27 protein-coding genes are annotated in these 25423 nt (G+C 66.8%); 18 read left to right on the top strand and 9 right to left on the bottom strand.

The annotated features are described in order from the left end of the window. The first annotated feature begins 2 nt into the window (after window positions 1–2). Window positions 3–1127, top strand: coding sequence for an ATP/GTP-binding protein (locus tag BO221_RS46585; RefSeq protein ID WP_073567388.1), 1125 nt, complete (start codon window positions 3–5; stop codon window positions 1125–1127). A 2-nt stretch (window positions 1128–1129) separates the two neighbouring features. Next, window positions 1130–1906 carry a DUF3226 domain-containing protein gene (locus BO221_RS46580; RefSeq protein WP_073567387.1) on the top strand — a complete coding sequence of 259 codons (777 nt, stop codon included), beginning with the start codon at window positions 1130–1132 and terminating at the stop codon, window positions 1904–1906. A 5-nt stretch (window positions 1907–1911) separates the two neighbouring features. Here the strand turns inward: BO221_RS46580 and BO221_RS46575 are convergent, their stop codons facing one another. From BO221_RS46575 to BO221_RS46570, 3 genes are all read right to left on the bottom strand, one after another. Continuing rightward, the gene (locus tag BO221_RS46575) at window positions 1912–2460 is read right to left on the bottom strand and encodes a hypothetical protein (RefSeq protein WP_073567386.1); all 549 of its coding nucleotides are present in this window, start codon (window positions 2458–2460) and stop codon (window positions 1912–1914) included. Between the two features lie 68 nt (window positions 2461–2528). Then, entirely contained in the window at window positions 2529–2639 is a 111-nt protein-coding gene (locus BO221_RS57755; protein WP_143196095.1) for an NgoMIV family type II restriction endonuclease, read from the bottom strand. Between the two features lie 50 nt (window positions 2640–2689). After that, window positions 2690–3763 carry a DNA cytosine methyltransferase gene (locus BO221_RS46570; protein ID WP_083682512.1) on the bottom strand — a complete coding sequence of 358 codons (1074 nt, stop codon included), beginning with the start codon at window positions 3761–3763 and terminating at the stop codon, window positions 2690–2692. A gap of 366 nt (window positions 3764–4129) precedes the next feature. On the opposite strand from BO221_RS46570, the gene BO221_RS57750 reads away from it, so the two are divergent. Next, window positions 4130–4609, top strand: a complete 480-nt coding sequence (locus tag BO221_RS57750; RefSeq protein ID WP_369866157.1) for a very short patch repair endonuclease — start codon at window positions 4130–4132, stop codon at window positions 4607–4609. A gap of 45 nt (window positions 4610–4654) precedes the next feature. Further along, window positions 4655–5536 (top strand): NaeI family type II restriction endonuclease, encoded by an 882-nt coding sequence (locus tag BO221_RS46560; RefSeq protein WP_073567470.1) that lies wholly within the window; start codon window positions 4655–4657, stop codon window positions 5534–5536. A gap of 87 nt (window positions 5537–5623) precedes the next feature. Here the strand turns inward: BO221_RS46560 and BO221_RS46555 are convergent, their stop codons facing one another. Beyond that, window positions 5624–6592 (bottom strand): NaeI family type II restriction endonuclease, encoded by a 969-nt coding sequence (locus BO221_RS46555; RefSeq protein WP_083682508.1) that lies wholly within the window; start codon window positions 6590–6592, stop codon window positions 5624–5626. A 114-nt stretch (window positions 6593–6706) separates the two neighbouring features. On the opposite strand from BO221_RS46555, the gene BO221_RS46550 reads away from it, so the two are divergent. The 13 genes from BO221_RS46550 to BO221_RS46490 all read left to right on the top strand — a co-directional run bounded on the left by BO221_RS46550 (window position 6707) and on the right by BO221_RS46490 (window position 19583). Next, entirely contained in the window at window positions 6707–7078 is a 372-nt protein-coding gene (locus BO221_RS46550) for a hypothetical protein (RefSeq protein WP_233166572.1), read from the top strand. A 190-nt stretch (window positions 7079–7268) separates the two neighbouring features. After that, a complete protein-coding gene (locus BO221_RS46545) occupies window positions 7269–7916 on the top strand; it encodes a cytochrome c3 family protein (protein ID WP_073567384.1) in 648 nt (215 codons plus the stop codon). Beyond that, window positions 7904–10921, top strand: coding sequence for a TAT-variant-translocated molybdopterin oxidoreductase (locus tag BO221_RS46540; protein WP_083682542.1), 3018 nt, complete (start codon window positions 7904–7906; stop codon window positions 10919–10921). Before BO221_RS46545 ends, BO221_RS46540 begins: the two co-directional genes overlap by 13 nt. Further along, entirely contained in the window at window positions 10914–12311 is a 1398-nt protein-coding gene (nrfD, locus tag BO221_RS46535) for an NrfD/PsrC family molybdoenzyme membrane anchor subunit (protein WP_073567383.1), read from the top strand. Before BO221_RS46540 ends, nrfD begins: the two co-directional genes overlap by 8 nt. Window positions 12312–12314: 3 nt before the next feature. Further along, window positions 12315–12848, top strand: a complete 534-nt coding sequence (locus BO221_RS46530; RefSeq protein ID WP_073567382.1) for a DUF3341 domain-containing protein — start codon at window positions 12315–12317, stop codon at window positions 12846–12848. Next, a complete protein-coding gene (locus tag BO221_RS46525) occupies window positions 12845–13435 on the top strand; it encodes a cytochrome c (RefSeq protein ID WP_073567381.1) in 591 nt (196 codons plus the stop codon). Before BO221_RS46530 ends, BO221_RS46525 begins: the two co-directional genes overlap by 4 nt. Further along, window positions 13432–14613 carry a hypothetical protein gene (locus BO221_RS46520; RefSeq protein ID WP_073567380.1) on the top strand — a complete coding sequence of 394 codons (1182 nt, stop codon included), beginning with the start codon at window positions 13432–13434 and terminating at the stop codon, window positions 14611–14613. Before BO221_RS46525 ends, BO221_RS46520 begins: the two co-directional genes overlap by 4 nt. Next, window positions 14610–15005, top strand: a complete 396-nt coding sequence (locus tag BO221_RS46515; protein WP_073567379.1) for a hypothetical protein — start codon at window positions 14610–14612, stop codon at window positions 15003–15005. Before BO221_RS46520 ends, BO221_RS46515 begins: the two co-directional genes overlap by 4 nt. 29 nt (window positions 15006–15034) lie before the next feature. Then, complete coding sequence (gene coxB, locus BO221_RS46510; RefSeq protein WP_073567467.1) at window positions 15035–16156, top strand: cytochrome c oxidase subunit II; 1122 nt, start codon at window positions 15035–15037, stop codon at window positions 16154–16156. Then, window positions 16134–17756, top strand: a complete 1623-nt coding sequence (locus tag BO221_RS46505; protein ID WP_073567378.1) for a cbb3-type cytochrome c oxidase subunit I — start codon at window positions 16134–16136, stop codon at window positions 17754–17756. The genes coxB and BO221_RS46505 overlap by 23 nt, the downstream gene beginning before the upstream one ends. Next, window positions 17746–18384, top strand: coding sequence for a cytochrome c oxidase subunit 3 (locus BO221_RS46500; protein ID WP_073567377.1), 639 nt, complete (start codon window positions 17746–17748; stop codon window positions 18382–18384). Before BO221_RS46505 ends, BO221_RS46500 begins: the two co-directional genes overlap by 11 nt. A 13-nt stretch (window positions 18385–18397) precedes the next feature. After that, a complete protein-coding gene (locus tag BO221_RS46495; protein WP_073567376.1) occupies window positions 18398–18751 on the top strand; it encodes a cytochrome C oxidase subunit IV family protein in 354 nt (117 codons plus the stop codon). 289 nt (window positions 18752–19040) lie between these two features. After that, a complete protein-coding gene (locus tag BO221_RS46490) occupies window positions 19041–19583 on the top strand; it encodes a hypothetical protein (RefSeq protein ID WP_073567466.1) in 543 nt (180 codons plus the stop codon). On the opposite strand, the gene BO221_RS46485 is transcribed toward BO221_RS46490, so the two are convergent. The 4 genes from BO221_RS46485 to BO221_RS46470 all read right to left on the bottom strand — a co-directional run bounded on the left by BO221_RS46485 (window position 19580) and on the right by BO221_RS46470 (window position 23188). Continuing rightward, on the bottom strand, window positions 19580–20203 hold the full coding sequence (locus BO221_RS46485) for a VTT domain-containing protein (RefSeq protein ID WP_158080036.1): 624 nt from the start codon (window positions 20201–20203) through the stop codon (window positions 19580–19582). The two genes, BO221_RS46490 and BO221_RS46485, sit on opposite strands and share 4 nt — an antisense overlap. A gap of 81 nt (window positions 20204–20284) precedes the next feature. Beyond that, entirely contained in the window at window positions 20285–20818 is a 534-nt protein-coding gene (locus tag BO221_RS46480; protein WP_143196082.1) for a hypothetical protein, read from the bottom strand. A gap of 70 nt (window positions 20819–20888) precedes the next feature. Then, window positions 20889–21992 carry a hypothetical protein gene (locus BO221_RS46475; RefSeq protein ID WP_073567373.1) on the bottom strand — a complete coding sequence of 368 codons (1104 nt, stop codon included), beginning with the start codon at window positions 21990–21992 and terminating at the stop codon, window positions 20889–20891. Between the two features lie 119 nt (window positions 21993–22111). Then, a complete protein-coding gene (locus BO221_RS46470; RefSeq protein WP_073567372.1) occupies window positions 22112–23188 on the bottom strand; it encodes an SDR family oxidoreductase in 1077 nt (358 codons plus the stop codon). A gap of 125 nt (window positions 23189–23313) precedes the next feature. Here BO221_RS46470 and BO221_RS46465 point away from each other — a divergent pair, with 125 nt between their 5' ends. Continuing rightward, window positions 23314–24201 (top strand): LysR family transcriptional regulator, encoded by an 888-nt coding sequence (locus BO221_RS46465; RefSeq protein ID WP_073567371.1) that lies wholly within the window; start codon window positions 23314–23316, stop codon window positions 24199–24201. 168 nt (window positions 24202–24369) lie between these two features. On the opposite strand, the gene BO221_RS46460 is transcribed toward BO221_RS46465, so the two are convergent. Continuing rightward, on the bottom strand, window positions 24370–25314 hold the full coding sequence (locus BO221_RS46460; RefSeq protein ID WP_083682502.1) for an alpha/beta fold hydrolase: 945 nt from the start codon (window positions 25312–25314) through the stop codon (window positions 24370–24372). Window positions 25315–25423 lie beyond the last annotated feature (109 nt).

Below are 25423 nucleotides of genomic sequence, written 5' to 3'. Positions count from 1 at the left end.
CAATGAGCCTGCCGTTCGACACGCTGACCATTCATCGCCTGCGAGGGCTCCAGGATGTGGAGCTGACGGGACTCGGGCGGGTGAATCTGCTCGTGGGCGGCAACGATTCGGGCAAGACGTCGGTACTGGAGGCGCTCTCGCTCTACTGCAATCCGCTGAACCCGGTGGACTGGGTCTGGGTGGCCAGCAGGCGAGACCCTCTGATGAGCGCCTTCGGGCCCTACTCGGAGCTGCTGCGTTGGTTGTTTCCGCACAAAGGCGAGACCCAAGAGACGGGCGAGGGCCATCTCTACATATCGGCAACGGGGCGTGGGGATGTGCGACGCGTTCAGGCGAGCTATCGGGAGTTACGAGGGGTTCGGCCCAGGACTGCGGGGCTTCGACACTCTCGGAGCCCGCATGAAGTGGGAGAGCGGGAACTGGAACTGAGCAGAGAGCGACGGGGCGCCAGGATTCAACTTCAGATCGAAACGAGCTCTGCGGATGTCCCTCCTCCTGAATTGACCAGCTTCACCATCTGGGATGAAGAGCAGGTGGTTTCAGCGGATGGTGATTTCTCGCATTGGGTCGTACCGGTTCGCGATGTCCGCCCTGTGGACCAGTGGCTCGGCTCTGTGTCGGTCGAGGCGTTCTCCGAGATTCGGTTGAGTGGTCTCGAGGAATCAGTCGGTGCGCTGCTGCGTGAGATAGACCCACGCATTCTTGGATTGGAGGTTCTTGCTCCCAGGGGAGAGGCGGTTTTGTACCTGAAGGATTCGGTCGCTGGGCTCGTACCATTGAGCATGTACGGCGACGGCATCCGCCGCACCCTGCTGCTGGCCCTGGCGTTGCCGCAGGTGAAGGGGGGCGTGCTCTTGATCGACGAGTTGGAGACGGCCATCCACGTCTCGGCGCTCGGCAAGGTGTTTCGTTGGATGCTCGCGGCGTGCAAGCAGTACGACGTCCAGGTCTTCGCCACGACGCACAGCCTGGAGGTGGTGGACGCCATCCTTGGTGCGGATGACACCCGGGAGGAGGACATCGTGGGATTCCGGCTGGAGCGCACGGAGGGCCGGACGTCGGCGCGGCGCTTTGGCGAGGACCTGCTCAAGCGCATGCGTTACGAGCGCGGGCTCGATGTGAGGTGAGCATGCGATACGCCTACCTCGTGGTCGAAGGCCCTCACGATGTCGAGTTCGTCGGTCGGCTGCTGAAGCCCCACCAGTTCAAGCGCGAGAACAACGAAGCGCGTCTGGACCCGTACTGGCGGCCGCTAGTGCCGACGAAGTTTCCCTACGGCGGCGATCTGAGCCGGCGCGTCCCGGTTCCGACGTTCTTCGTGTCCGATACCGTCTCGGTCGCGGTGCATGCATCCGGAGGGGATTCGGAGATCGCCAACCGGGTGGAAGAGACGCTTCAAGCCGCGCTGACCACCCTTCCTGATGCTGTCGGGGTATTGCTGGATGCCGACTCGGTGAAGTCGCCAGGCGTTCGTTTCGGAGATGTCCGCAAGGCGCTGCTGGACAAGGTGAAACTTACCATCCCCGATCAGCCAGGGCAGGTCTCCGCCGCATCACCCCGGTGCGGAATCTTCGTCCTACCGGACAACGTGAATTCGGGGACGCTGGAGTCGCTCCTGCTGGAATGCGGGGAACGTCAGTATCCGGCGCTGCTCGCGGATGTCCGCTTACTGGTGGACAAGGTCCAGGCGGAAGCGCATGCGCTGACGCCCGATGACCTGAAGGACTTCAACAAGCCCGCGGGGCGTCACAAGGCGATGGTGGCCTGTATGGCGGGCATTCTCAGGCCCGGTAAGGCCATTCAGGTGTCCATCCAGGACAACCGGTGGTTGGAGGGCGTGGCGCTGGACGTGCCGCGCATCTCCGCCGTCAGGCAGTTTCTTCGGGAACTCCTGCTGCTGCCGTGAAGGGCTCAGCGCAGCTCGAGGGTGCGCACCATCTCATCCAGGACGGCCCGGTTGCCCGCGTAGTCGAGCCCGCGAATGGCGAGGGTGCTGAGGCGGACGACGGAGTCCCCATCACCGATGGCGTAGAGGTACTCGCGGGTGCCCGGGGGGAGCAGGGGAGACTCCTGGGTGGCGCGCAATTCCAGACGGACGGCGGGGCGGCCGGCGAGGGTGAGTTTCTCCTGCTGGAGGACTTCATTGCTGGAGCCCGTGTTGCCCTGGACGAAGGTGTCGAGCGGCATGGGCTCGCGCTTCACGGAGACGGCGACGAGCGGTTCCTCGCTGTGGGGCTGAACCTCGAAGGGGGTGGGGTGGAAGAAGCGGCAGGGCTCCACGCCGTTGCCGGTGTTCGTCTTCCAGGCGGAGGGGTGGGCAATCGAGTAGCGGCCAGTGGGATTGGAGCACCGGGAGAGCGAGGGCGCCGGAGCGCGGCCCCCTTCCGGTTGCTGGTGGGCGCATCCGCTCGCGGAGAGCACGGCGAGACAGAGGGTGAAGCGCCACGTCGTGGGAACCATGAGTGCACACCTCCAGGCCCGAGGGCCACATGGGGAAGGGCCATGGTAGGTGGGCGGGTGGTGGGCGGCTACGTTTTGCTGCAACTCAGGGAGCGCATCTCTCCTGTCCCAATGGCAATTGCAGCGATACGGCTGGGCAGCGGCTTGCCTGTGACCACTACAACATGAGGGAAACGTATTGCAGCAGATCAGCATGGAACTTCAGACGCGCGGCTGAAGGAGCTTGGGCTCAAGCAGTCTTCCGGCGGGCATCGAGGAGCATCAACTGCTGTTTGGTTGCATCCTCCAATGGAATCTTTAGCTGCTCTGATTTCAGGGCGGTGATAATCGCTTTCGCAACAGCACCAGCGACTGGCGGAGGAAACGCATTCCCCACTTGGCGGTAGGCCGCAGTCTTGCCTCCTACGAATTGCCAGTCAGCAGGAAACCCTTGTAGCCGGGCTACCATCTGCACCGTCAAACGTGGAGGCTTCTCTATGGGATGGTCCGGACCGGGCGGTTCATTCGCAACGCCCATGGCATCGACACCAAGCTCAAGCCACTTTTGTTTGGCCCGTGTTGGCCCGAGATCTGGCCCTCCGTGCTTCTTGGAGCCCCCCACAAGCGTTGGAGCAATCTCCTGCGCCTTCTCCCGCCATGCTTGTGCGCCAGGCCACCCTCGAGCCGCAATCAATTCACCAATGGTGTCGGCGACTGTGGGCGGCGCCCCAACCGGCTCCGGCCATCGGAACAGCTTCGCCACTCGGCGGCGCAAGGCTACGAGAACGAACCGCGGCCGCAGTTGGGGGACTCCGTAATCGGAGGCGTTGAGCACACGCCATTCCACTGCATATCCCAGTTCATTGAGGCTGCTCTTGAGCCGTTCCCGGTAATCAGCGAACTTCTCCGAGGAGAATCCCTTGACGTTCTCGAGCATGACAGCTTTTGGCTGCGCCTCTTCTACAAGGCGCAGCGCTTCCGGGAAGAGATCCCGCTCGTCTTTATGACCCAGCTGCTTCCCCGCGATGGAGAAGGGCGGGCACGGAACGCCTCCTGCCAGGAGATCAATTCCCCTATAGAGCTTGCCCTGGAGCGCCCGGATATCCATCGGGAGCACGTTCCAGTCAGGGCGGTTGTGGAGCAGGGTGGCGCAAGCGCTCTCATCGATCTCTGCTACACCCGCATGAAGGAATCCGGCCTGCTCCAGCCCGAGCGCCTGGCCTCCACCACCAGCGCAAATCTCCAGGGCGGTAAAAATGCGCTCGCCACTTCCGGCTTCTCCGGTGGGCGTGTTGTCGGACTTCTGCGTGACGGCCCTTGGCATCCTGGTTCCCGCTTGAACAACGGAGTGGGTGGTAGTTATTTGTCCCACATGATGCCGCAGTCAATTTCCGGGGCTGTCGTAGCCCCAAATCGTGAGCGAGAAAACGCACTGCGAGTAAAGAAATAGCGCGGTAAGTTCGCCGTTAGTGCGGAACGGCGCTTACCGGCACTTCCAGCAGCACGGCGGCGTTGCCCGCACCCGCCAAAGCCGCCCACGACGCATACCGGCACCTTGCGTCCGTTCAGCAAGGGGGCCTGGGGGGCCTGGGTGAGGCTGGCCGGCTACTCCCGCCCTGGCATCTCCTGGCGCTGAGCCCTCTTCTCTGGGTCATAGCGCGGCCCTGTATCCGGGCATCCCCATTGCACCATGCCTCCGGCGTCTATAACGTCGGAGGTCTGGTCCATGCCCCTACTGGAAACGTCACCAATGGCGGATACCCTGTCCCGTGCGGCGCGAAGCGAGAACATGCGGCGGATCCGGGCCACGGATACGGAGCCGGAGGTTGCCGTCCGCCGCGCCCTGCACCGGATGGGGCTGCGTTTCAGGCTCCATGCCCGCGAGCTTCCGGGGAAACCCGATGTTGTCCTGCGGCGCCACAACGCCGTTGTGCTGATTCACGGGTGTTTCTGGCATCAGCACCGGCGCTGCATTGATGGACGCGTTCCGAAGAGCAACACGGGCTACTGGCAGCCCAAACTGGAACGGAACGTTCAGCGGGACCGCCGCAACCGGCGCCAACTCTCCCTGTTGGGCTTCCGTGTGCTCGTGGTCTGGGAGTGTGAAGCCCGGCGGCCCGAGGTGCTGGAGAGGAAACTCCGCCGGTTCTTCCCTCCCGGGGAGGACTGACCTCTTTTCTTCCAAGACAGGCGGATGCGTGTCTACTTGACGCGCATGCGCAAGATTCCCTCGGCCATTGCTCCCGGCCACCCTGATTATGAAATTCTCGCGGAAATCCGGAGCGCGATTCTCCGCTGCGTGGGAGGGGCGGACCGGCTTCAAGAGCAGTTTCCCGCCCTGGTCCGTAAGGCCATTGATTCCGTGCTGGACCCTGTCCTCACGTGCCGGACGCGTGTCACCGAGCTCGACAACGTCGAGAAGACGTTCGTTGGCCTGAAGATCGAACACCTCGTACGTGACATGCTCGATGTTCCCAAGGGGCTTCGTGACCTGGTCATCAATGGGCGGGACGTCGATATCAAGAACACGACCGGGGATACCTGGATGATTCCGGCTGAGACCTACCGGAACGAGGATCCCGTCCTCGTCATTGCCTCGGAGGAGCGCACCCACCGCTGCTGGCTGGGCCTCCTCGTCACCCGGAAGGGCTACCTCGGGAAGCCAAACCAGGACAAGAAGCGCGGTGTCCTGAGTGGGGCCTTCCGCAACATCATGTGGCTCGTTGAGGCCGCTCCATACCCGGAGAGCCGCTGGGCCCATCTTGACATGGACCGGTTCCGGGAACTCCGGAAGGTCAAAGGCGGAAAGAAGCGCGCGTGCCAATTCTTCCGGGAAAACCTCCGGGTCCCCATGCACCGGACGGTCATCCATGCGCTTCTGTTCGATCAAGACGATTTCATGAAGAGGCTGCGCGAGAATGGAGGTGCACGGGACGTCCTCAAGGCAGAAGGCATCGCACTTCTATCCGGGTCCTATGACGCAGGATTGATTGCGAAGCTGGGGCTGCCGCACACCGGAGCCGGTGAGATGATCTCCGCCGCGCCACGCACGGCTGCGGAGAGGCGGCTCATGCGGCTCCAAAACGTTATTGATTGAAGCAACCTGTACAGTCTGTGTGGCGGGCACCGGTATGCCCGGCTTGAGCGCGGGCCGCCTCTGGCCAGGCCCTGCCGGAAACCGGGCTCACGGGGCCGCACGGGGCAGCTTGGGGGCTGTCATCATGGGCTCTCCAGGGAGTGCCACGGCCCACCGCTCTTCTTCGATGATGACCGCCGGCCGGCTGCTCTCCGCCGGGACGCGCACGAGCTGGACGGAGACGAACTCACCTTTCTCGGGTACCGCCAGCTTGAGCGCACGTGCGAGTTCCCGGTGCTCATGCCCGAGGATGACGACCCCGAAACGCCGCAGTTTCTCTCGCGCCCCCCCATTCTCGCGCACCCGTTTCATGAAGTCGTCCTGCTGTGCTGCCGTGGCGACGGCTGCCCGGCTGATGATCAACTCCCGCGCCTGCATGAAGAGGCGGTTCACACGTTCCTGGCCAGACTTCGTTGTGTCGAGGATGTGGTCAACCTTTTCTGGTGCGAGCCGCAGGAAGACGTTTGGAGGAAGAGGGTGGTTCTCGAAGAGCCAGGTAATTGCCCCACGGCCGGTCTGGCTCAGCGTACGTTTCCGGTCCCTGTTCTCACCGGATGACAAGTGCTGCTTGCTTGCGCGGACGAGGCCGGCGGACCACATGGACTTCTCGTCGCTCGCCCACACGGCCAGACACAGGTGGTCTTCAGCCTCGGGAGGAATCATCCAGCCATACAACGACTGAGAGAACTTGCAGTCGGCTTCAATGTCTTTGATGGAGTAATCAAGCAAGGCTCCGTCCTTGAACTTGAACTCCCGTTGAAGGTTGATTTCAACCAGGGTCCCCGCGTGGGTCTTTTCCGTCTTGAAGAGCTGGTCCCATTTGTACCTGCCGGTGTGAACACCATCGAGCAGCTGATCAATGGTGTCACGGAGGACTTGGCCGATCCGGATTCCGTTGGGATCCAACTCCAGGATGGCACGGCGCACGGTCTCGAGTTGCGGATCAGATGATGCCACTTTTCTCCTCCTGGAGTGGTTTGGAAGTCCCAGGCCGGACTGGCCGATGCGGGTCTTCATGGGATGATGCCCCAGTGCTGACTCAACTCGATGAAGTGGCGGCACACCCCGGGCATGGGCGTAACGCCCTGAATTGCGGCCGGTTAGAAGGACATGTAATGAAGTTGCGCTGCGGTGAGCAACCCACACGGGGGAACGGCCATGGGCCAGCGCGGCAGTGAGATGGTGCCCATCGAGCGTATCGAGGCACGGGCGTACGAGATTCCAACGGACAGGCCGGAGGCGGACGGCACCCTGGAGTGGGACAGCACGGCCGTGGTGGTGGTGGAACTGACGGCCGGGGGAAAACGGGGGCTGGGTTACACGTACGCGGACGCCTCGGTGGCGCACCTCATCCACCGCATCCTGGCCGAGGAGCTCAAGGGGCACGACGTGATGGACGTGCCGGCGCGCATGGCGTCGTTGCTGACGCGGGTGAGGAACCTGGGGAGGCCGGGGCTGGGACTGGAGCTCAAGCGGCAGGATGCCGAGCGCTATGCGCGATGACGGGTGCCCCGCCCGGAGTGGCTGAGCAGGGGCCCGCGGGCGGGTCCCCGCGCGATTCCAGACAGTTCCCGTGCGCTCACGGTTCACAACTGGAAGCGCACGGAAGGCGGTGATTGTTGCACCCGCCGGTGCTCTCTAGGGTCGAAAGCCCTGGGAGCCGGGCCTCCGAGCGCCGTCATCCAGGGCGCCTATGGCCTGGATCTTCACACCTCGCGCGAACACGGTGGCCCGGGTCGTCGCGGCGGGGCTGTTGACCACACCGGCGCTCGGAGCGCTGGGACTCTGGGCCTACGCGCGCAGTCCACTCGCCCAGAACCTGCGGCAGCCCGTGCCGCAGCCGGTGCAGTTCGACCACCGGCACCACGCGGGAGACGAGGCCATCGACTGCCGCTACTGCCACAGCACGGTCGAGGTCTCCTCGAGCGCGGGCTATCCCTCGCAGGCCACGTGCCTCGGGTGCCACGCGCAGGTGTGGAACCAGAGCCCGCTGCTCGAACCCGTACGGCAGGCCTATTTCTCGGACCGGCCCATTCCGTGGAGCCGGGTGCATGACCTGCCGGACTTCGTCTACTTCAACCACGCCATCCACGTGAACAAGGGCGTGGGGTGCGTGACGTGCCACGGGAGGGTGGACCTGATGCCGTCCATCCAGCAGGCGCAACCGTTGTCCATGGGGTGGTGCCTGGACTGCCACCGGGACCCGGCGCCGAACCTGCGCCCCCTGGACACCATCACCTCGATGCGCTGGCGGCCGGGCCCGGGAGACCCGGGGCCGGAGGAACTGGCGCGGCGCTACGACGTCCAACCTCGAACCAATTGCACGGCATGCCACCGCTGATCGACCGCTACCCACTGCCCGTGCTCCAGGACCCGCCCGGTGCGAGAGGCTCGGGACGTCCGCGCACGTGGCGCAGCCTGGAGGAGCTCCAGGGCTCACCGGAGCTGGCGAGGGCGGCCGAGCGGGAATTCCCTCCAGGTGCGGCCGAGCCCCCCCGAGGCCTGGATCGGCGCCGCTTCCTGCAACTGGCGGGAACCACGGCGGCGTTGGCGGGGCTGGCGGCGTGCAAGAAGCCGGCGGAGAAGGTGATGCCGTACACGGTCCAGCCGCCGGACGTGAAGCCGGGCATTCCCAACGCCTACGCGACGGCATGGGAGCCGGAGGGCTACGCGGCGGGGCTGGTGGTGACGAGCTGGGAGGGCCGGCCGACGAAGGTGGAGGGCAACCCGGACCATCCGGCGAGCCTCGGGGCCACGAACCACCTGGCGCAGGCGCTGCTGGTGGACCTCTATGACACCACGCGGGTGCGAGGGGTGAAGCAGCGAGGCACGCCGCGCGCCTTCAAGGGGTACCTCCAGGAGCAGACGGAGCGGGCGAGCCGGCTGGAGGCGAACGGGGGAGAGGGATTGTGGCTGCTGTTGGAGCCCTCGGCCTCACCCACGAGACGCGAGCTGGTGGAGCGCATCCGCCAGCGTTTCCCGAGGGCGCGGGTGGAGACGTACCACGCGCTGTCCCGGGACAACGTCTACGAGGGAGCGAGGCTCGCGTTCGGGAGGCCGCTGGAGACGCGGGTGCGCTACGACGAGGCGCGAGCGGTGCTGGCGCTGGACGCGGACTTCCTCACGCAGGGGCCCAACGCGTTGCGCGAGGCCCGCGAGTTCTCCCGTGCGAGGCTGCCCGAGCGGGGTGAGATGAACCGGCTGTACGTGGTGGAGGCGCACCACGGCGTGACGGGGATGAACGCGGACCACCACCTGAGGATGAAGCCCTCGGAGGTGGAGCGCTTCGCCCTGGCGGTGCTGGGCGAGCTGGCGAAAACGCACGGCCTGCGAGGACTCGAACGCTACCGGGAGCTGGAGCTCGCGTGGCCGGAGAAGGCGCGAGAGGTGCAAGCGGTAGCGGGAGACCTGGCGAGGAACGGGGAGCGCGCGGTGGTGGCCGTGGGCGAGCGGCAACCGCCGAGAGTCCACGCGGTGGCGCACCTGCTCAACGCGGTGCTCGGGAGCCAGAACCGGCTCATCACCCTGTACGAGCCCGGAATCGAGCCAACGCGAAGCGGTGCAGAGGTCCTGCGCGAGCTGTCCGAGGCGGCGAGTGCGGGCCGGGTGGACACGCTGGTGATGACGGCGTTCAACCCGGTGTACACGGCGCCGGTGGGGGTGACGCTGGGAGCGGCGCTGAGCGCGGTGCCGAACGCGGTGTACCTGGCATTCCGAGAGGACGAGACCTCGAAGCACAGCACGTGGGTGCTCCCGGCGGCGCACGTGCTGGAGAGCTGGGGAGACACGCGGGCGGTGGACGGGACGGCGAGCATCCTCCAGCCGCTCATCGAGCCCCTCTTCCAGGGGCTGACGGAACTGGACGTGCTCTCGCCGTTCGCGGGAGTGGCGGAGCGGACGCCCTACCAACTGGTGAAGGACCACTGGCGGCGGAGGGGAGGAGCCACGGGCCCGGCCTTCGATGACACGTGGGACCAGTGGCTGGCGGTGGGGACGATTCCCGGAACCCAGACACAGGGCGTGCAAACCACCGTGGACGTGGGAGCAGTGGAGTCGAGCGTGCGGAACTTCGCGCGCAAACCCTCACAGGGGCTCGAGCTGAACCTGCTGCCCGGTTACAAGATGAGGGACGGGCGGTACTTCCACAACGCATGGCTGCAGGAGATGCCGGACCCGTTGACGATGCTCTCCTGGAGCAACGCGGCGCTGCTCAGTCCGGCCACGGCCGGGCGTCTGTCATTGAAGCCGCGAGACACGGTGAAGCTGACGTTCCGGGGGCGCTGGGTGGAGGCCCCGGTATACGTACTGCCTGGGCACGCGGACGACACGGTGTCGCTGGAGCTCGGCTGGGGGCGCGAGTGGAGCGGGGACCCGGACGCGCCCGAGCCACTGGGAGTCAACGCGTACCTGCTGCGGCACGCGGATGCGCCGTGGTTCGCGGATGGCCTCCAGGTGGAGAAGGTAGCGGGCCGAGGCCGGTACGCGACCTCGCAGGACCACTGGGCGATGGAGGGCCGCGAGGTGGCCATCCAGGACACGCTGGAGGCCTTCGAGAAGAAACGGCCCGAGTACCTGAAGCACCTGAAGGGCGCGGTGGAGGAGCTCTATGAGCCCTTCAAGTACGAGGAGGGCTACCAGTGGGCGATGGCGGTGGACCTGAGCCGGTGCATCGGGTGTGGGGCGTGCGTGGTGGCGTGCCAGGCGGAGAACAACATTCCGGTGGTGGGGCGCGAGCAGGTGGAGCGGGGGCGGGAGATGTACTGGCTGCGGGTGGACCGGTACTTCGAGGGCACGCCGGAGGAACCGAAGGCCATCCCACAGCCGATGATGTGTCAGCACTGCGAGAAGGCGCCATGCGAGTACGTGTGCCCGGTGAACGCGACGGTGCACTCGGACGAGGGCCTGAACGAGATGGTCTACAACCGGTGCATCGGCACGAGGTACTGCAGCAACAACTGCCCGTACAAGGTGCGCCGGTTCAACTACCTCGACTATCGGCCGAAGGTGACGGAGGTGGAGAAGCTGGGGTTCAACCCGGACGTCACGGTGCGGATGCGGGGGGTGATGGAGAAGTGCACGTACTGCGTGCAACGGATTGAGCGGGCCCGCATCGAGTCACGCAAGGAGCGGCGGCCCATCGACACGGAGGCGCTCCAGTCCGCGTGCGAGCAGGTGTGCCCCACGGAAGCGATTGTCTTCGGCTCGTTGCACGAGAAGGACTCGGAGGTGGCCAGACGTCACGCGGACCCGAGGCACTACGCGGTGCTGCACGAGCTGGGAACGAAACCGCGCACGGCGTACCTGGCGCGCATCAAGAACCCGAACCCGGAGCTCGAGCATGGCTGAGGGGCGGGCATCGGAGACACCCACGAGGGACGTACTGGAGCCCCGTCCGCTCATCGAGGGGGCGCAGAGCGCGGAGAGCCTGACGGGCTCGTTGCTGCGGCCCATCGAGCGCAAGGCGGGCCGGGTGTGGTGGGCGCTGTTCTTCCTGACGCTGGGAGGGACGGGACTCTTCGGGCTGGCCATCACGGTGACGCTGGTGAGGGGAATCGGGGCGTGGGGCAACAACATCCCGGTGGGGTGGGCGTTCGGCATCATCGACTTCGTGTGGTGGATTGGCTTCGGGCACGCGGGGACGCTGATCTCCGCCATCCTGGTGCTCTTCCAGCAGAAGTGGCGGGCCTCGGTGAACCGCTTCGCCGAGGCGATGACGCTCTTCGCGGTGATGCAGGCGGGGCTCTTCCCCCTGCTGCACCTGGGGAGGCCGTGGCTCTTCTACTGGCTGGTGCCCTACCCGAGCACCATGAAGGTCTGGCCGCAGTTCAAGAGCGCGCTGCCGTGGGACATGGTGGCCATCACCACGTACCTGCTGGTGTCGCTGATGTTCTGGTACCTGGGGCTGCTGCCGGACCTGGCGTCGGCGCGAGACAGGGCGACGACGCCACGGAGACAGTTCTGGTACGGGCTGTTCTCGCTGGGGTGGACGGGCTCGGCGAGACACTGGCACCACTGGCGCACGGCGTACCTGCTGCTGGCGGGGCTGGCCACGCCGCTGGTGCTCAGCGTGCACACGATCGTCAGCTTCGACTTCGCGATCGCGCAGGTGCCGGGGTGGCACTCGACCATCTTCCCGCCGTACTTCGTGGCGGGGGCCATCTTCTCGGGGCTGGCGCTGGTGCTGACGCTGCTGTTGCCGGTGCGCGGACCGCTGGGCCTGCACCACGTGATTACAAACAAGCACGTGGACATCCTGACGAAGCTGTTGCTGGCGACGGGGCTGATGGTCTCGTACGGCTATCTGCAGGAGCACTTCTTCGCCTGGTACAGCGGCGACGAGTACGAGATGGCCGCGTATGCCTTCAAGCGCACGGGCACGTGGGGGTGGCTCTTCTGGATTCAGATGTGCACGAACGTGCTGGTGCCGCAGCTCTTCTGGTTCCCGAAGCTGCGAGGCAACGTGGTGGTGGTGTGGTTCGCCGCGCTGGCGGTGGACGTGGGCATGTGGCTGGAGCGCTTCACCATCATCGTGCCGTCGCTGGCGCATGACTTCCTGCCGAGGAGCTGGGAGCACTACTCGCCCACGTGGGTGGACTTCGGGCTGCTGTTCGGCTCGATGGGGTTCTTCGGCCTCCTGTTCCTGCTCTTCCTGAAGTTCATCCCGCCGGTGCCCATCAGCGAGGTGAAGGAATTGCACCACGAGCTGGACCACGCCCTGCGCGAGAAGGAGGCCTGAGCCATGCGCTACTGGGTGGTGGGCGAGTTCGGCTCGGGAGACGAAGTGAAGCAGGCCCTGCGGCGGCTGGGCGAGCTCGGCTATGCGAAGGACGCGTTGGATGCCTTTTCGCCGTACCCGGTGGAGGGCCTCGAGGAGGTGCTGGAGTTGAAGCCCTCGCCGCTGAGGGGATGGGCGTTCGTGGCGGGGCTGACGGGGGCGGCGGGGGCGTACGCGTTGCAGTGGTGGACGAACGGGGTGGACTACCCGCTGAACGTGGGGAACCGCCCGCTGCACGCGGGGCCGGCGTTCGTGCCCATCACGTTCGAGACGCTGGTGCTGTTCGCTGCGCTGACGCTCTTCTTCGGGCTGATGTGGCTGCTGCGCTTCCCGAGGCCGCACCATCCCCTGTTCGAGCTGGAGTCCTTCCGGACGGCGTCGACGGGGGGCTTCTGGGTGAGCGTCACGACGAAGCGGCGGGAGGACGCGGAGCCGGTGCTGGGCCACCTGCGCGAGCTGGCGGCGAGGAACACGGCGGTGGTGGAGGAGAAGGAATGAGACACCTGCTCCTCGTGCCGATGGCGTGGCTGCTGGCCGGCTGCCCTGTGGACTTCCAGGGCTGGGGCGGGATGAAGCAGCAGCCGAAGGCGCTGCCCTACCGGGAGAGCACCTTCTTCGCGGACGAGCGGGCCATGCGCCAGCCGCCGGCGGGCACGGTGCCGAGAAACAGGCGAGGCCAGGACCGCTTCTACCTGACGGGGAAGGACACGCCGGACGGGGGGTACGTGGAGTCAATCCCTCTCACGCTGACGAGAGAGGTGGTCGAGAGCGGGGGGAAGTCCTTCGACATCTACTGCTCGGCGTGCCACGGGGTGCTGGGGGACGGGGTATCGCAGGTGGCGAGGAACATGGGGTTGCGCGAGCCGCCGTCGCTGGTGGACCTGCCCGAGTACCCGGACGGCTACTACTACGACGTCATCACGCAGGGGTACGGGCTGATGCCGGCGTACGCGGAGAAGCTCACGCCCGAGCAGCGCTGGGCGGTGGTGGCGTACGTGCGAGCGCTCCAGGAGAGCCAGCGAGCGGCGCTGGAGGACGTGCCGCCCGAGGCGAGACCCCAGCTCTACAGGGATGGCCCGCCATGAAGGTGATGGAGCGCTTCACGGGAGGGCGAGGGCCGATGCTCGCCGCCGCGGCGGTGGGAGCGGTGGGGCTGGGCGTGACGGCGGTGGGCTTCGCGGTGGACACGAGGCGAGCGCTCTTCGGCTACCTCTTCGCCTTCGCGTACTGGGCGGGAATCGCGGTGGCGTCGCTGCTGCTGTTGGGGGCGTGGCACGCATCGAGGGCGCGCTGGCCGGTGGTGCTGCGGCGCATGCTGGAGACGATGGCGGCGACACTGCCGCTGTTCGCGCTGCTCTTCCTGCCGATCCTCGTGGGAGCGAGCCACCTGTACCCCTGGCTCGGAGAACCCCCGCCGTTGTCCGAGAAGGACTTGAAGAAGCTCGAGCACAAGCGGGCCTGGCTGAACCAGCCCTTCTGGATGGTGCGCTCGGTGCTGTACTTCGCGGTGTGGAGCGGGGTGGGCGAATTCCTGTTGCGCTGGTCCCGCAGACAGGACGACACAGGAGAGCTCAAACTCACCCAATGGCAGTGGTGGCTGGGAGCGGGCGCCCTGCCGCTGGTGGGACTGGCGATGTCCTTCGCGTCGCTGGACTGGCTGATGTCGCTGGAGCCGCTGTTCGTCTCGACGGTGTACGGGCTGTATTGGTTCTCGGGGGCGTTCGTGGGGGCGCTGGCGATGCTGACGCTGGCGACGACGCTGGCGCGGGGGCCGAACCTGTATGGCGAGCTGGTGAATGACTCGCACCGGGCGAGCCTGGGCAAGTTCCTGTTCGCCTTCAGCGTCTTCTGGGCCTACATGGCGTTCAGCCAGTTCTTCCTCATCTGGATAGCGAACCTGCCGCACGAGGTGCCCTGGTACGTGCTGCGAGCGAGGGGGGCATGGGAGCCGGTGGCGCTGTTCATCGTGAACGCACGCTTCCTGCTGCCGTTCTTCGTGCTGCTGTCGAGGCCCTTCAAGGAGCACCGGAAGACGCTGGCGGTGACGGCGGGGTGGCTGCTGCTGGCGCACGTCGTGGACACGTGGTGGCTGGTGGTACCGGTGGTGAGCCCGGAGGGCCCGAGGGTGCACTGGGCGGACGTCTCGGCGTTCCTGGGAGTGGGAGGAGCGGCGGTGGCCTTCACGCTGTGGAGGCTGAGGGGGCACGCGACGGTGCCGGTGGGAGACCCCTATCTGCGCGAGTCGCTGAGGTATGGCGGATGAGCGGCGAGGACGGGTCCAAGGTGGAGTGGAAGACGCCCGAGCGCGACGAGCGGCCGGTGAGCGGGTGGCGTGTGAGCGGGGTGCTCGCGGGGGCGTTGATCCTCTTCACGTTCTTCGGGGTGGGCACGTGGGCGCAGCTCCAGCAGCGCGAGAAGAACCTCAATCCGGCGGGGCCCACGCAGCCTCAACCGTTGGGCAAGGCGGAGATCAACATCGTCAACACGGGGCTCTTCGAGCTGGACACCCGGGCGGAGGACGAGAAGGCGGAGCAGCGGAAACGGCTGCACGGATACGGCTGGGTGGACCGTGACGCGGGGGTGGTGCACATCCCCATCGAGCGGGCCATCGAGCGGGTGGTGGGCGAGCAGCGGCGGGACGGAGGCGGGCGATGACACCGGGAGAAGACTCGCTCGCGGGGACGGTGGACGAGTTGTTCCGGCGGGTGCTGTTCCTGCCGGAGCAGGCGTCGACGGTGGCGAAGGACGTGGACCACCTGCACTACGTCATCATCACGACGGCGATGGTGGCGGCGACGGTCATTTTCGGGACGGCGGCGTACTTCCTCATCCGGTTCCGGAGGCGCTCGGAGACGGAGGTGACGAGGAGGGTGGAGGGGACGCTCGTCTGGGAGGTGCTCTTCGTGGGGGTGCCGCTGAGCACGTTCCTGGTGTGGTTCTTCGTGGGGTACCACGATTTCATCCGGATGCAGACGCCGCCGCCGGACGCGATGGACGTGTACGTGGTGGGCAAGCAATGGATGTGGCAGTTCACGTATCCCGAGGGCCCCAGCTCGATTGGAGTGCTCCGGGTGCCAGTGGGAAAGCCCGTGCGGCTGCTGCTGACGAGCCGGGACGTCATCCATTCGTTCTACGTGCCGGCGTTCCGCATCAAGCAGGACGCGTTGCCGGGGGCCTATACGCAGACCTGGTTCGAGGTGACGAAGCCGGGAAGCTACCGGGTGATGTGCGCGGAGTACTGCGGGCTGAAGCACTCGGAGATGTGGGCGGAGGTCCAGGCGCTCACGCCGGAGGACTACGAGGCGTGGATGCAGGAGCAGCGCCGTGGGCTCGTCTCCCGCCGGGACGCGAGCCCGAGCGCCCCCGAGCGGGAGGAGCCACACGAGCCCGCGAGACAGGCGGCGAGCTACGACGCACAGAATCCGCACGGCGAGGTGATGTACGGCGAGCGGGGGACGCTGGCGGAGCGAGGCGAGCGGGTGGCGGCGGAGAGGGGATGCCTGAAGTGCCACACGGTGGATGGGACGGCGCACATCGGGCCGACGTGGCTGGGGCTGTACGGGAGACGGGAGCGGCTGACGACGGGCGAGACGGTGGTGGTGGACGAGGCGTACCTGACGGAGTCGATGATGAAGCCGGGGGCGAGGCTGGTGGAGGGCTTCGAGCCGGTGATGCCGTCGTACCTGGGGGAGCTGGAGGCGGCGGAGGTGGCGGCGCTGGTGGAGTACATCAAGACGCTGCGAGGCGCGCGGCTGGAGACCATCCGGTCGGAGGGGCCCGTGTATGAACCCATCGGCGGGAAGTAGTCAGCCGGCCATCACGTATCTGAACCACGAGACGACGGTGGGCTCGTGGCTGCTGACGAGGGACCACAAGCGGATAGGAGTGATGTTCCTGGTGCTGGTCATCCTGGCGTTGTTGCTGGGGGGCGTATTCGCGATGGTGCTGCGAATCGAGCTGCTGACGCCGGGGCCCACCATCATCAGCGCAATGACATACAACCGGATGTTCACCCTGCACGGGGTGACGATGGTGTGGCTGTTCATGATTCCGGCGATCCCCTCGGCGTTCGGGAACTTCGTGTTGCCGATCATGCTGGGGGCGAAGGACGTGGCGTTCCCGAGGCTGAACCTGGCATCGGTGTACATCTACGTGGCGGGGGCGGGGCTGACGCTGTTCGGGATGCTGTGGAGCGGGGCGGACACGGGGTGGACGTTCTACACGCCGTACAGCACGACCTCGCCGACGGCGGTGGCGCCCATCCTGCTGGGGGTGTTCGTCATCGGGTTCTCGACGATCATCACGGGGCTGAACTTCATCACCACGGTGCACACGCTGCGAGCGCCGGGGATGCACTGGAGCCGCATTCCGCTGTTCGTGTGGGCGCTCTACGGGACGTCGATCATCCAGGTGGTGGCCACGCCGGTGCTGGGGATGGTGCTGCTGCTGGTGTTCTTCGAGCGGGTGTTCGGGGTGGGGCTCTTCGATCCGGCGAGGGGAGGAGACCCGGTGCTGTTCCAGCACATGTTCTGGTTCTACTCGCACCCGGCGGTCTACATCATGGTGTTGCCGGCGATGGGGGTGATTACAGAGGTGGTGTGTGCGTTCAGCCGGAAGAACATCTTCGGTTACAAGATGATCGCCGCGTCGACGTTTGGGATTGCGTTCGTGGGGTTCTTCTCGTGGGGACACCACATGTTCGTATCGGGGCAGTCGACGTTTGGCTCGGGGGTGTTCGGGGTGTTGAGCATGCTGGTGGCCATCTTCACGGCCATCAAGATCTTCAACTGGGTGGCGACGATGTATGGGGGGAGCATCGATCTGAGGGTGCCGTTGCTCTACGTGTTGGGGTTCATCTTCCTGCTGATGTTCGGGGGGATGACGGGGGTGGCGGTGGCGACGACGTCGCTGGACGTGCACTGGCACGACACGTACTTCATCGTGGCGCACTTCCACTACATCATGGTGGGGGCGGTGCTGATGGCGTTCCTGGCGGCGCTGCACTACTGGTGGCCGAAGATGTTCGGGAGGGTGTACCCGGAGCGCTGGTCGTTCCTGGCGGCGAGCACGATCATCTTTGGTTTCATCGTGACGTTCCTGCCGCAGTTCCTGTTGGGGAACCTGGGGATGCCGAGGAGGTACTACCAATACCCGGCGGAGCTGCAGTGGCTGAACGTGCTGAGCACGGCGGGGGCATCGCTGCTGGCGTTCGGGTTCACGCTGATCGGGGTGTACCTGCTGTGGTCGCTGAGGTACGGGCCGGTGAGCATGGCGAACCCCTGGGGCTCGAGCGGATACGAGTGGTACAGCGGTTCACCACCGGCGCCGCACAACTTCACGGAAGCACCGCGCTTCGAGCGCGAGGTCCACGACTACACCGTGCCCGAGGCGCCCCGTGTCTACTGAAACATCGCCATGGGAGGAGCACTTCGGGAGCCGCGAGAACCAGAGCAAGGCGGCGCAGTTGGGGATGTGGATCTTCCTGGGCTCGGAGGTGTTGCTCTTCACGAACCTGTTCGTGGGGTACGGCGTCTACCGTTACTACTACCCGGACATCTTCATCGAGGCGAGCAAGCACCTGGAGGCGGGGTGGGCGACGGTGCAGACGCTGTTGCTGGTGACGAGCAGCCTCTTCGTGGCGTTGGCGGTGCACTACATCCGGCAGGGGAGACAATTCCTGACGGCGCTGGTGTTGCTGGTGGCGATGGGGATGGGGGTGGCGTTCCTCGGCATCAAGGGATGGGAGTACTGGAAGCACTGGACGGAGGGAGCGCTGCCCGGGGAGTACTACCGGCTGGAGGACTTGCCGGTGAGGGGAGGGAGCCTGTTCTTCACGCTCTATTTCCTGCTCACGGGGCTGCACGCGGTGCACATGCTGGTGGCGTTGGGGTTGCTGGGGTGGCTGGTATGGGGAGCGGTGTCTGGGAAATACACGGCCGAGTACCACATCCCGGTGGAAGTGGGAGGGCTGTACTGGCACCTGGTGGATGTCTTCTGGCTGTTCATCTACCCGCTGCTGTACCTGGTGGAGTGAAGGGGGGAGCGAGATGGTGAAGAAGAAATCCACCTGGGGTTACGTGGGCGTATGGGTGGTGTTGGTGGTGTTGACGGTGGTGACGTGGGTGTTGGGGACGAAGCTGAAACTGGGCCCGTACTCGTTGCCGGCGTCGATGGGGATCGCGGTGGTGAAGACGGTGCTGGTGGCGATGTTCTTCATGCACCTGGTGGAGCAGAGGGGAACGAGGCGGGTGGTGCTCCCGGTATCGGCGCTGTTCCTGGGGTTGCTGCTGGGATTGTCGTTGCTGGAGGCGATGACCCGGATCCGCATGGCGAGACCAGACGGAATCGAAGAAGAACTGAAGCCGAAGCGTCCAGCCACAACGAGCCCTGCGGGCCACTGAGCCAGATATCCCCTCGCCCCCCGGGAGAGGGACGGGGTGAGGGTGCCACGTTCCCCAGGTTGAACCCGTGCGATGCTCCCTCTCCCTTTGGGAGAGGGTTGGGGTGAGGGTCTGCCATGGATTCAGGGTTCCCCGAGTTGGAGAGAACCGGACAGGTCCCTGTACAGTGCCCGACGAATCATCTGGCATCTGCGTAGCGTAGCGAGTGGGGCCAGCCGAGGAGGGCCGAATGGGTCAGCCGGGAAGACTTCAGGGAAGGCGATTCGCCGTGCTCGTGGGAGTGCCATGGGTGCTCGGGTCCACGGTGGCCTGGTCCGCCGACCAGGAGGTGACGGCGCGAGCCAGGGACATTCCCACCCGGGACTTCATCAATCTCCGCTTCGGGGCGAGCACCGGCACCAATCGGATGGAGATGTGCCTGGAGATCTCCCCGCTGGAGGCCTGGGCGTTGGAGGCGTGTGGCACCGGGAGCGAGATCCTGCATCGAGCGGACTCGCCCGAGCTGGCCCATTTCCGGGGCAAGTACACGCTGGCGAATTGGAGGACGGAGATTGGCTGGCTCCAGCCGCGAGTCGGCGTGGGCTTCACCGAGTTGCAACTGGGCCGGGACGACCCGGGCTTCCAGTTCCTGGGGGTAGGGCCTCGGGGGATGGAGACGGCGGGGCCGGAGGCGTCGCTCGGCATCCGGGGGCTCTATCCGGTCATCGGGGGCTTCGAGCTGGTGGGCGAGCTGAGCTTCAGCATGGCGTGGCTGCGGTACGCACCGCTGCTGGCGACACCGCAGGCGGAGTTCCAGCCGGCGGTGAGCCTGACGGTGGGCGGAGGCTTCTAACGCCCGGCCCGGAGCTTCCGGGTGAGGAACAGGCCCAGGGCGGGCACACAGACGGCGCCGGCGAAGGCCGCGAGGAACGAGCCGGTATCGACCGCGTATGCCCCGAGGGCCGAGTACGCGGTGGCGATGCCCAGATTCGACAGCGCGCAGACGGCGAGGAATCGCCGGAAGGGCATGCGATGGAAGCCGGCGAGCACCACCGAGGCCTCCGCGAGGACGGGCACGCCCCGGCACACCATCAGCCCCCAATGGCCATGGGCCGCGATGATCGCGGCGGCTCGCCCCTCGCTGTTCCCCACCAGCCGCCGGAGCGCGGTGGCGCTGGCGCCCTGGCCGAGGAGGTAGCCCACCACGGCGCTCCCCATCAGGCCCGTCCACGACACCGCCGTGCCCACCCACGGCCCCAGCAGGCTGCCCGCGGCCAGGTTGACGAGGCTGGAGGGCACCGGCAGCACGATGTCCGCGGCCAGCAGCCCGGCCAGCGCCAGGGAGATCAACCCCCGTGAGTGGGGCATCTGGAGGAAGGCCGTGGTGGCCGCGAGGAGGCGCTCTTCCCAGAGGACGAAGGGCACCAGGATGACCGTCAGGAGCAGGGCTCCCAGCACGATCCACCCCGCCACTGTGCGCTCCCTGGACACCGGAGCTTCCGCCGCTCTTTCCATGAGTGACTCAGAGCATATCCAGTGGCGGCTTCGGGGTGCTCAGGAGATCCAGGTGTCCTCGGCGGTGAGCACCGTCCACTGGCCGTCCTTGCGCTCGAGCGTGAGGGTGAGGCCGTTGGCGCCGACATTGCCGTAGACGATGGAGGTGTCCGCCTGGGCGCGGCCGGGCGAGAGCAACTTTACCCTCTCGACGCGGAGGAACATGGCGCGGGTGGGAGTCACGCGGGCGCCGGTGGGCCGGCCGTTGGACACCACCTCGGGTGAGCTGCTCGCGGGCACCACGGCGCCTCTGTCCCACTTGCAGGAGTCGGGACCCGCGATCAGGAACGGGTCGTGGGTGAAGCGCGCCAGGAATGGGGGGCGGGTGTCACCGGGAATGCTCACACAATAGAGCGTTGGTTCCTGGTCATCCCTTCCGAAGTGCTGGAGGGTTCCACGGACGGCGGCGGCGTAGAGCTCCTCGTCGACCGCCGCGGGCTCGCTCGTCTCGGGGCGGGAGCGAGCCCCGTGCGCACAGGCGGAGACGAGAAACGAGGCCGCGATGGCGCACCACACGTGGCGGACAGCCCTCATGTGAATCCTCTCGGGTGGCGGTTCTCCCGGGAGGGGGAGAACCGGAGAGGCCCACTCTAGCGTGCGCGGGCTAGTTCAGCGTCGCGCGGATGTAGAGGCGGTGGCGGCCGCCGTCGCCTCCGTTGAAGTCCCACCAGTCCTCGCCGTTGGCCATGGCGGCCTGGGTGCGGAGGGCGGACTTGGACATGCCGTAGCTGCGCTCGAGCACCAGGTCGTCGTCGTTGGTGAGCAGGCCCAGCAGCCAGTTCAGCAGTCCGGCGACGATGGCGATCATCGCCGCCCAACCGGCCGCGTCTCCGCCATCCGGGTCATCGGCGAGTGAGAGGGCGGCCTCGACGGCTGCTTCGGCGATGTCGCGCAGCGCGCTTCTCAAGTCATTGTAGAAGCCCCCGCTGCTGTGATCCGCCTCCCAGCACTGGATGTTGAAGGTGAGGCGCTGGTTGACCTGGCCCCGGAACATGATGCTCTCCGAGGGGAAGTATTCGGTGTCGCCCGTGCTGATGGCACCGAACTCCGCGGACTCGTACGTCTGCTTCGCCATGGAATCGGCGCCTGCCGCGGACACCCAGTAGATTTCATCCCGGCCCGACTCGCCCGACTCCCTGTCGCAGTGGAAGTGGCTGAAGCGCATCTTCACGTAGATGGGAGTCTCCCGGGCCGCGCCCGTGAGCGGCTCGCCCCGGAGGAGGGTGATGCCGCCGCCGTACTGGGCGAGCGCCTCGGTGAAGGCCTCGTCGTCAGAGCCCTGCCCGGGAGGCCGCTGGGCGATGTTGACGACCCGGACGTTGGGCTGGGCCAGGACGTCCTTGCCCAGGGCGGGGGCGTCCTGGGTCAGCTGGGCCCAGGTGTAGCCCGTCTCCACCGGCAGCCGGGTGATGGCATCGGGGAAGAGCTCGGCCGCCGAGCGGCTGGCGCGGCGCTGCTGGTAGAGGGCGCCGTACTCCTTGATTTCCTCCTCGGGGAGGACGGTGCGCATGGCGTCGACCACCCGCTGCTCGAGATCCGAGAGGGGCAGGCCATTCTTCAGGCGCGCCGAGGCGTGGAGGGCAATGCCAATCATCATGTTGCTGGAGCGGCTCAGCGTCATCCGCTGCGTGGAGCGGGTGGTGGCACGGGCGTCGGAGAGCTGGGCGCGGAGCCGCTCCAGGCGTTCGGTCGAGGTCGTCACGGTCATGGGTTGCTTCCTGAAGGGGGGAAACGAGGGAACCGGCGACCCTGTCATGTGCGACGAAGCCATTCCGTGGAGTTTTCGTTGAATTGACAGCCCCTGCGCTCATGTGCACGGAGGTGGACTCAAGACACCCGGGGCACGGGCGGGGCGGAAAGGGCTCCCCCGGTCCGAGGAAGGCGCGCCCGGTCCACGTACCCGTGCGTGGCGAACCATTCCACCGAATCCCGGAAGGTCTCCTCGAGGGGCCGGAAGCGGAGGCCCAGCATCCGCTCGGCCTTGGACGAGTCGAAGGCGGTGTTCGTGCGCTCGCGGCGCAGGGTGCGGAAGCCCTGCCAGCTCACCAGCACCGGGCGCCGGGAGAGCCGGGCCCAGGCCTCGTTCAGCAGCGCGAGTGTTCCCAGCAGGGCGTCCGGTACCCGCCGCTTCGGTGCGGGCAGGCCCGTCACCGACGAGAGCACGGCGAGGGCCTCGCCCACGTGCAGGTCCCTTCCCGCGGCCAGGTAGCGCTCGCCGCGCAGGCCCTTGCCGGCGGCGGCCACCAGCGTGGCGGCCACGTCCCGTGCGTCCACGTAGGCGAAGCGCGTGTTGATGACACCGGGCAGCCGGCCGTGCAGGAAGTCCAGGACGAGCTGTCCCGCGGTCGTGGGGCCCGCGTCGCCCGGTCCGTTCATGAAGCCCGGGAGCACCAGCGAGGCATGCAGGTCCGGGTGGCGCGCCAGGGCGGCATCCACCTCGCGGTCCGCCAGGATTTTCGAGCGGTAGTAGGCGTCCGGCTCGCCCTCCGCGTCACGCCGCATCGTCTCATCGGTGAGCGGGTGGCCGGGGCGGGGGGCCAGCACGGCGATGGAGCTGGTGTGGACCACCCGCCGGATGCCCTGCTGGTATGCCGCTTCCAGCAGGTCACGTGTGCCCTCCACGTTGATGCGCATGAGTCCCGAGGCGTGGCTGCCGCCCTTGTAGCTGTCCCGGAAATAGGCGGCGGTGTGGAAGAGCACGTCGGCGTCGCGCAGGGCGGGAGCGAAGGATGCCACGTCTTCCAGGTCGCCCTGGACGAGCTCCACGGACACACCGGCCAGCAGCTTCCGGGCCCGCTCGGGCGAGCGGACCAGGGCCTTCACGCGCACACCGCGGGATGCGAGCAGGCGGACGAGGTTGTTGCCGAGCAGTCCGGTGGAGCCGGTGACGAATGCGGTCTTCATGAGAGGTGCCTCCGAGCAGGCGGGGAGCGAGTGAGCCGCCCGCGTTGACTCCCCGGGTATGCACCCCCTGTTGCATCAGGCGCCACCCGGGCAAAGTGGTGTTGCATTCATGCAAGGGGCCTCGAATGAACTGGGATGACCTCCGCTATCTCCTCACCGTGGAGCGCTCGGGCTCGTTGTCCGCGGCGGCGCGGGCGCTGGGCGTCGTCACGTCCACGGTGGGCCGGCGGATGACGGCGCTGGAGCGGCGCCTGGGCACGAGGTTGCTCGCCCGGGTTCCCGAGGGGGTCCGGCTGACGCCCGAGGGCCGTGCGTTGGTGCGCACCGCCGCGGCCATCGAGTCCCAGCTCCACAGCGCCGAGCGTGGGCTGAAGCGGGAGGAGGGGGAGCTCGAGGGCCCGGTGCGGGTGACGGCGGGTGACGGCTTCATCGCGTTCCTCAATCCCTGGCTGGCGCGCTTCCGGGAGCGGCACCCGGGGGTGCGTGTGGAGCTGTCCTCGGATGCGCGGGTGTTGGACCTGGCGCGACAGGAGGCGGACCTGGGTGTGCGCACGGTGCGTCCCAAGGGGGACTCGCTGGTGGCGCGCAAGGTGGGGCAGCTCGCCTGGAGGCTCTACGCGAGTGCCCGCTACCTGGAGCGCGCCGCGCCCCTGCGCTCGGCGGGGGACCTGGCGGGACATGCGCTGGTGGGCTTCGACGCGATGCTCTCTCGCATGCCGCAATTCCGCGCGCTGGAGGAGTGGGGCGCGGGACGCTTCGTCTTTCGTAGCAACGCGGCCATGGCCGTCGCGGGCGCGGTGGCGGCCCACCAGGGCGTGGCGGCGCTGCCGTGCGCGCTGGCCAGCCTCCATCCGGAGTTGCGGCCCGTACTCCCGGAGGTGGAGCTGCCCCTGGAGGACGTGTGGCTGGTGGCCTCGCGCGAGGCCCGGAAGGTGCCACGGGTGCGCGCGTTGATGGGATTCCTCGCCGAGTGCTTCGAGGAGTCCCGTTCCGTCATGCTGGGCGTGCGTTGACGCCGCGAGCAAGAGGGAGCCCTCCGGGCACGGTCTCGCCAAACTTGTCCAACAGTTGGACAAGTTCGTGAAGAGCGCGCCCGGGAGACGGGCTGAACGCGAGGGCATGGCTTGCGTCCACGGTACGGACACTCCCCCCGGGTCGGCAATCAATGATTGTCAGACAGGCTACCAGGCCGGCTGGAGGGGCGGCACGTCGTCGAGAAACGGCGTGACGAGGGAGGACAGGAGCGTGGGGTCCGCGGCCACCGCGAGGTGAGACGTCGCGGGGAGGATGGCGAGGCGCGCGTTGGGAATCGCCGTCAGCTGGCCCGACGCGGCGGCCTCCTCACTGCCTCCGCCGCGCAGCTTGAACATCGCCACCGCGTGCTCGGGCTTCACTCCGTCGGCGTCGCCGATGATGACCATCGTTTTGGCGGGAATCGCACGCATCTGGGCGTCGCTGATGTTCTGGTCATTGATGTTCAAGGTCTTCATCTTCTCGATGTACGCCGCGAAGGCCTTCGGGTCGGGATTCATCTTCTTGAACGCCGCCTCGATGGGAGAGCCGGCGAACATCTTCGCGTCGAGGCTTTCGATTGCCTTGAACACCGAGGGGTACCACCCATCCTTGCGGTACGTAGCGGCGAGCGAGACGAGCTTGTTGACGAGCTTCGGGTGGCGGATGGCGAGCTGAAGCGCGGCGCCACCGCCCTGGGAGTAGCCCAGCACGTCCGCCCGTTCGACCTTGAGCGCTCGCAAGAGGGCCGCCGCGTCGTCTCCGAATTGTTCGTAGGACATCTTCCGGGAGGTGTCCGCCGTGCGGCCGTGGCCCTGCTGGTCGAACACGATGACCGGCCGTTTCTTCACGAACTCCGCCACCAGGGGCTTCACGGCCTCGGTCGAGCCGAAGGCCCCGGGGATAAGGAGGAGGGGCGGGGTCTTCCCCTTTCCGAGCTCGCCATGGACCTCGTAGTAGAGCTGGAGGCCATGGATGGGGAGATGCCCGCTCCGGGTGGGACGGGGGCCCGAGGCGCTCGGGGCTTCTTCCGCCGCCCAGGCGGGGGAGCCCGTCGCGGCGGCTCCGAACAGCGTCAGCAGCAAGGCGAATGATTTCAGAATGAGTCGATTCATGGCGCACTGCCTCCGTGCGAAAGGGCCGATGCTCCTCCGAAAAGGGGGTCCATCGGCGGTTTCGAGCATGAGACGTGCGCAAGCACACAAACTCATCGGTCCCGTCACC

It is taken from the genome of Archangium sp. Cb G35 (genome assembly GCF_001896145.1).
GTDB classification, from domain to species: domain Bacteria; phylum Myxococcota; class Myxococcia; order Myxococcales; family Myxococcaceae; genus Archangium; species Archangium violaceum.
The sequence above is the reverse complement of the archived record's forward strand: the minus strand, read 5'-3'. Positions and strand labels throughout refer to the sequence as shown.

Coding starts and splice junctions, on each gene's coding strand:
- BO221_RS46585 (WP_073567388.1), top strand. CDS start 3: ATGAGCCTGCCGTTCGACACGCTGACCATTCATCGCCTGCGAGGGCTC.
- BO221_RS46580 (WP_073567387.1), top strand. CDS start 1,130: ATGCGATACGCCTACCTCGTGGTCGAAGGCCCTCACGATGTCGAGTTC.
- BO221_RS46575 (WP_073567386.1), bottom strand. CDS start 2,460: ATGGTTCCCACGACGTGGCGCTTCACCCTCTGTCTCGCCGTGCTCTCC.
- BO221_RS46570 (WP_083682512.1), bottom strand. CDS start 3,763: ATGCCAAGGGCCGTCACGCAGAAGTCCGACAACACGCCCACCGGAGAA.
- BO221_RS57750 (WP_369866157.1), top strand. CDS start 4,130: ATGCCTCCGGCGTCTATAACGTCGGAGGTCTGGTCCATGCCCCTACTG.
- BO221_RS46560 (WP_073567470.1), top strand. CDS start 4,655: ATGCGCAAGATTCCCTCGGCCATTGCTCCCGGCCACCCTGATTATGAA.
- BO221_RS46555 (WP_083682508.1), bottom strand. CDS start 6,592: ATGAAGACCCGCATCGGCCAGTCCGGCCTGGGACTTCCAAACCACTCC.
- BO221_RS46545 (WP_073567384.1), top strand. CDS start 7,269: ATGGCCTGGATCTTCACACCTCGCGCGAACACGGTGGCCCGGGTCGTC.
- BO221_RS46540 (WP_083682542.1), top strand. CDS start 7,904: ATGCCACCGCTGATCGACCGCTACCCACTGCCCGTGCTCCAGGACCCG.
- nrfD (WP_073567383.1), top strand. CDS start 10,914: ATGGCTGAGGGGCGGGCATCGGAGACACCCACGAGGGACGTACTGGAG.
- BO221_RS46530 (WP_073567382.1), top strand. CDS start 12,315: ATGCGCTACTGGGTGGTGGGCGAGTTCGGCTCGGGAGACGAAGTGAAG.
- BO221_RS46525 (WP_073567381.1), top strand. CDS start 12,845: ATGAGACACCTGCTCCTCGTGCCGATGGCGTGGCTGCTGGCCGGCTGC.
- BO221_RS46520 (WP_073567380.1), top strand. CDS start 13,432: ATGAAGGTGATGGAGCGCTTCACGGGAGGGCGAGGGCCGATGCTCGCC.
- BO221_RS46515 (WP_073567379.1), top strand. CDS start 14,610: ATGAGCGGCGAGGACGGGTCCAAGGTGGAGTGGAAGACGCCCGAGCGC.
- BO221_RS46505 (WP_073567378.1), top strand. CDS start 16,134: ATGAACCCATCGGCGGGAAGTAGTCAGCCGGCCATCACGTATCTGAAC.
- BO221_RS46495 (WP_073567376.1), top strand. CDS start 18,398: ATGGTGAAGAAGAAATCCACCTGGGGTTACGTGGGCGTATGGGTGGTG.
- BO221_RS46480 (WP_143196082.1), bottom strand. CDS start 20,818: ATGAGGGCTGTCCGCCACGTGTGGTGCGCCATCGCGGCCTCGTTTCTC.
- BO221_RS46475 (WP_073567373.1), bottom strand. CDS start 21,992: ATGACCGTGACGACCTCGACCGAACGCCTGGAGCGGCTCCGCGCCCAG.
- BO221_RS46470 (WP_073567372.1), bottom strand. CDS start 23,188: ATGAAGACCGCATTCGTCACCGGCTCCACCGGACTGCTCGGCAACAAC.
- BO221_RS46465 (WP_073567371.1), top strand. CDS start 23,314: ATGAACTGGGATGACCTCCGCTATCTCCTCACCGTGGAGCGCTCGGGC.
- BO221_RS46460 (WP_083682502.1), bottom strand. CDS start 25,314: ATGAATCGACTCATTCTGAAATCATTCGCCTTGCTGCTGACGCTGTTC.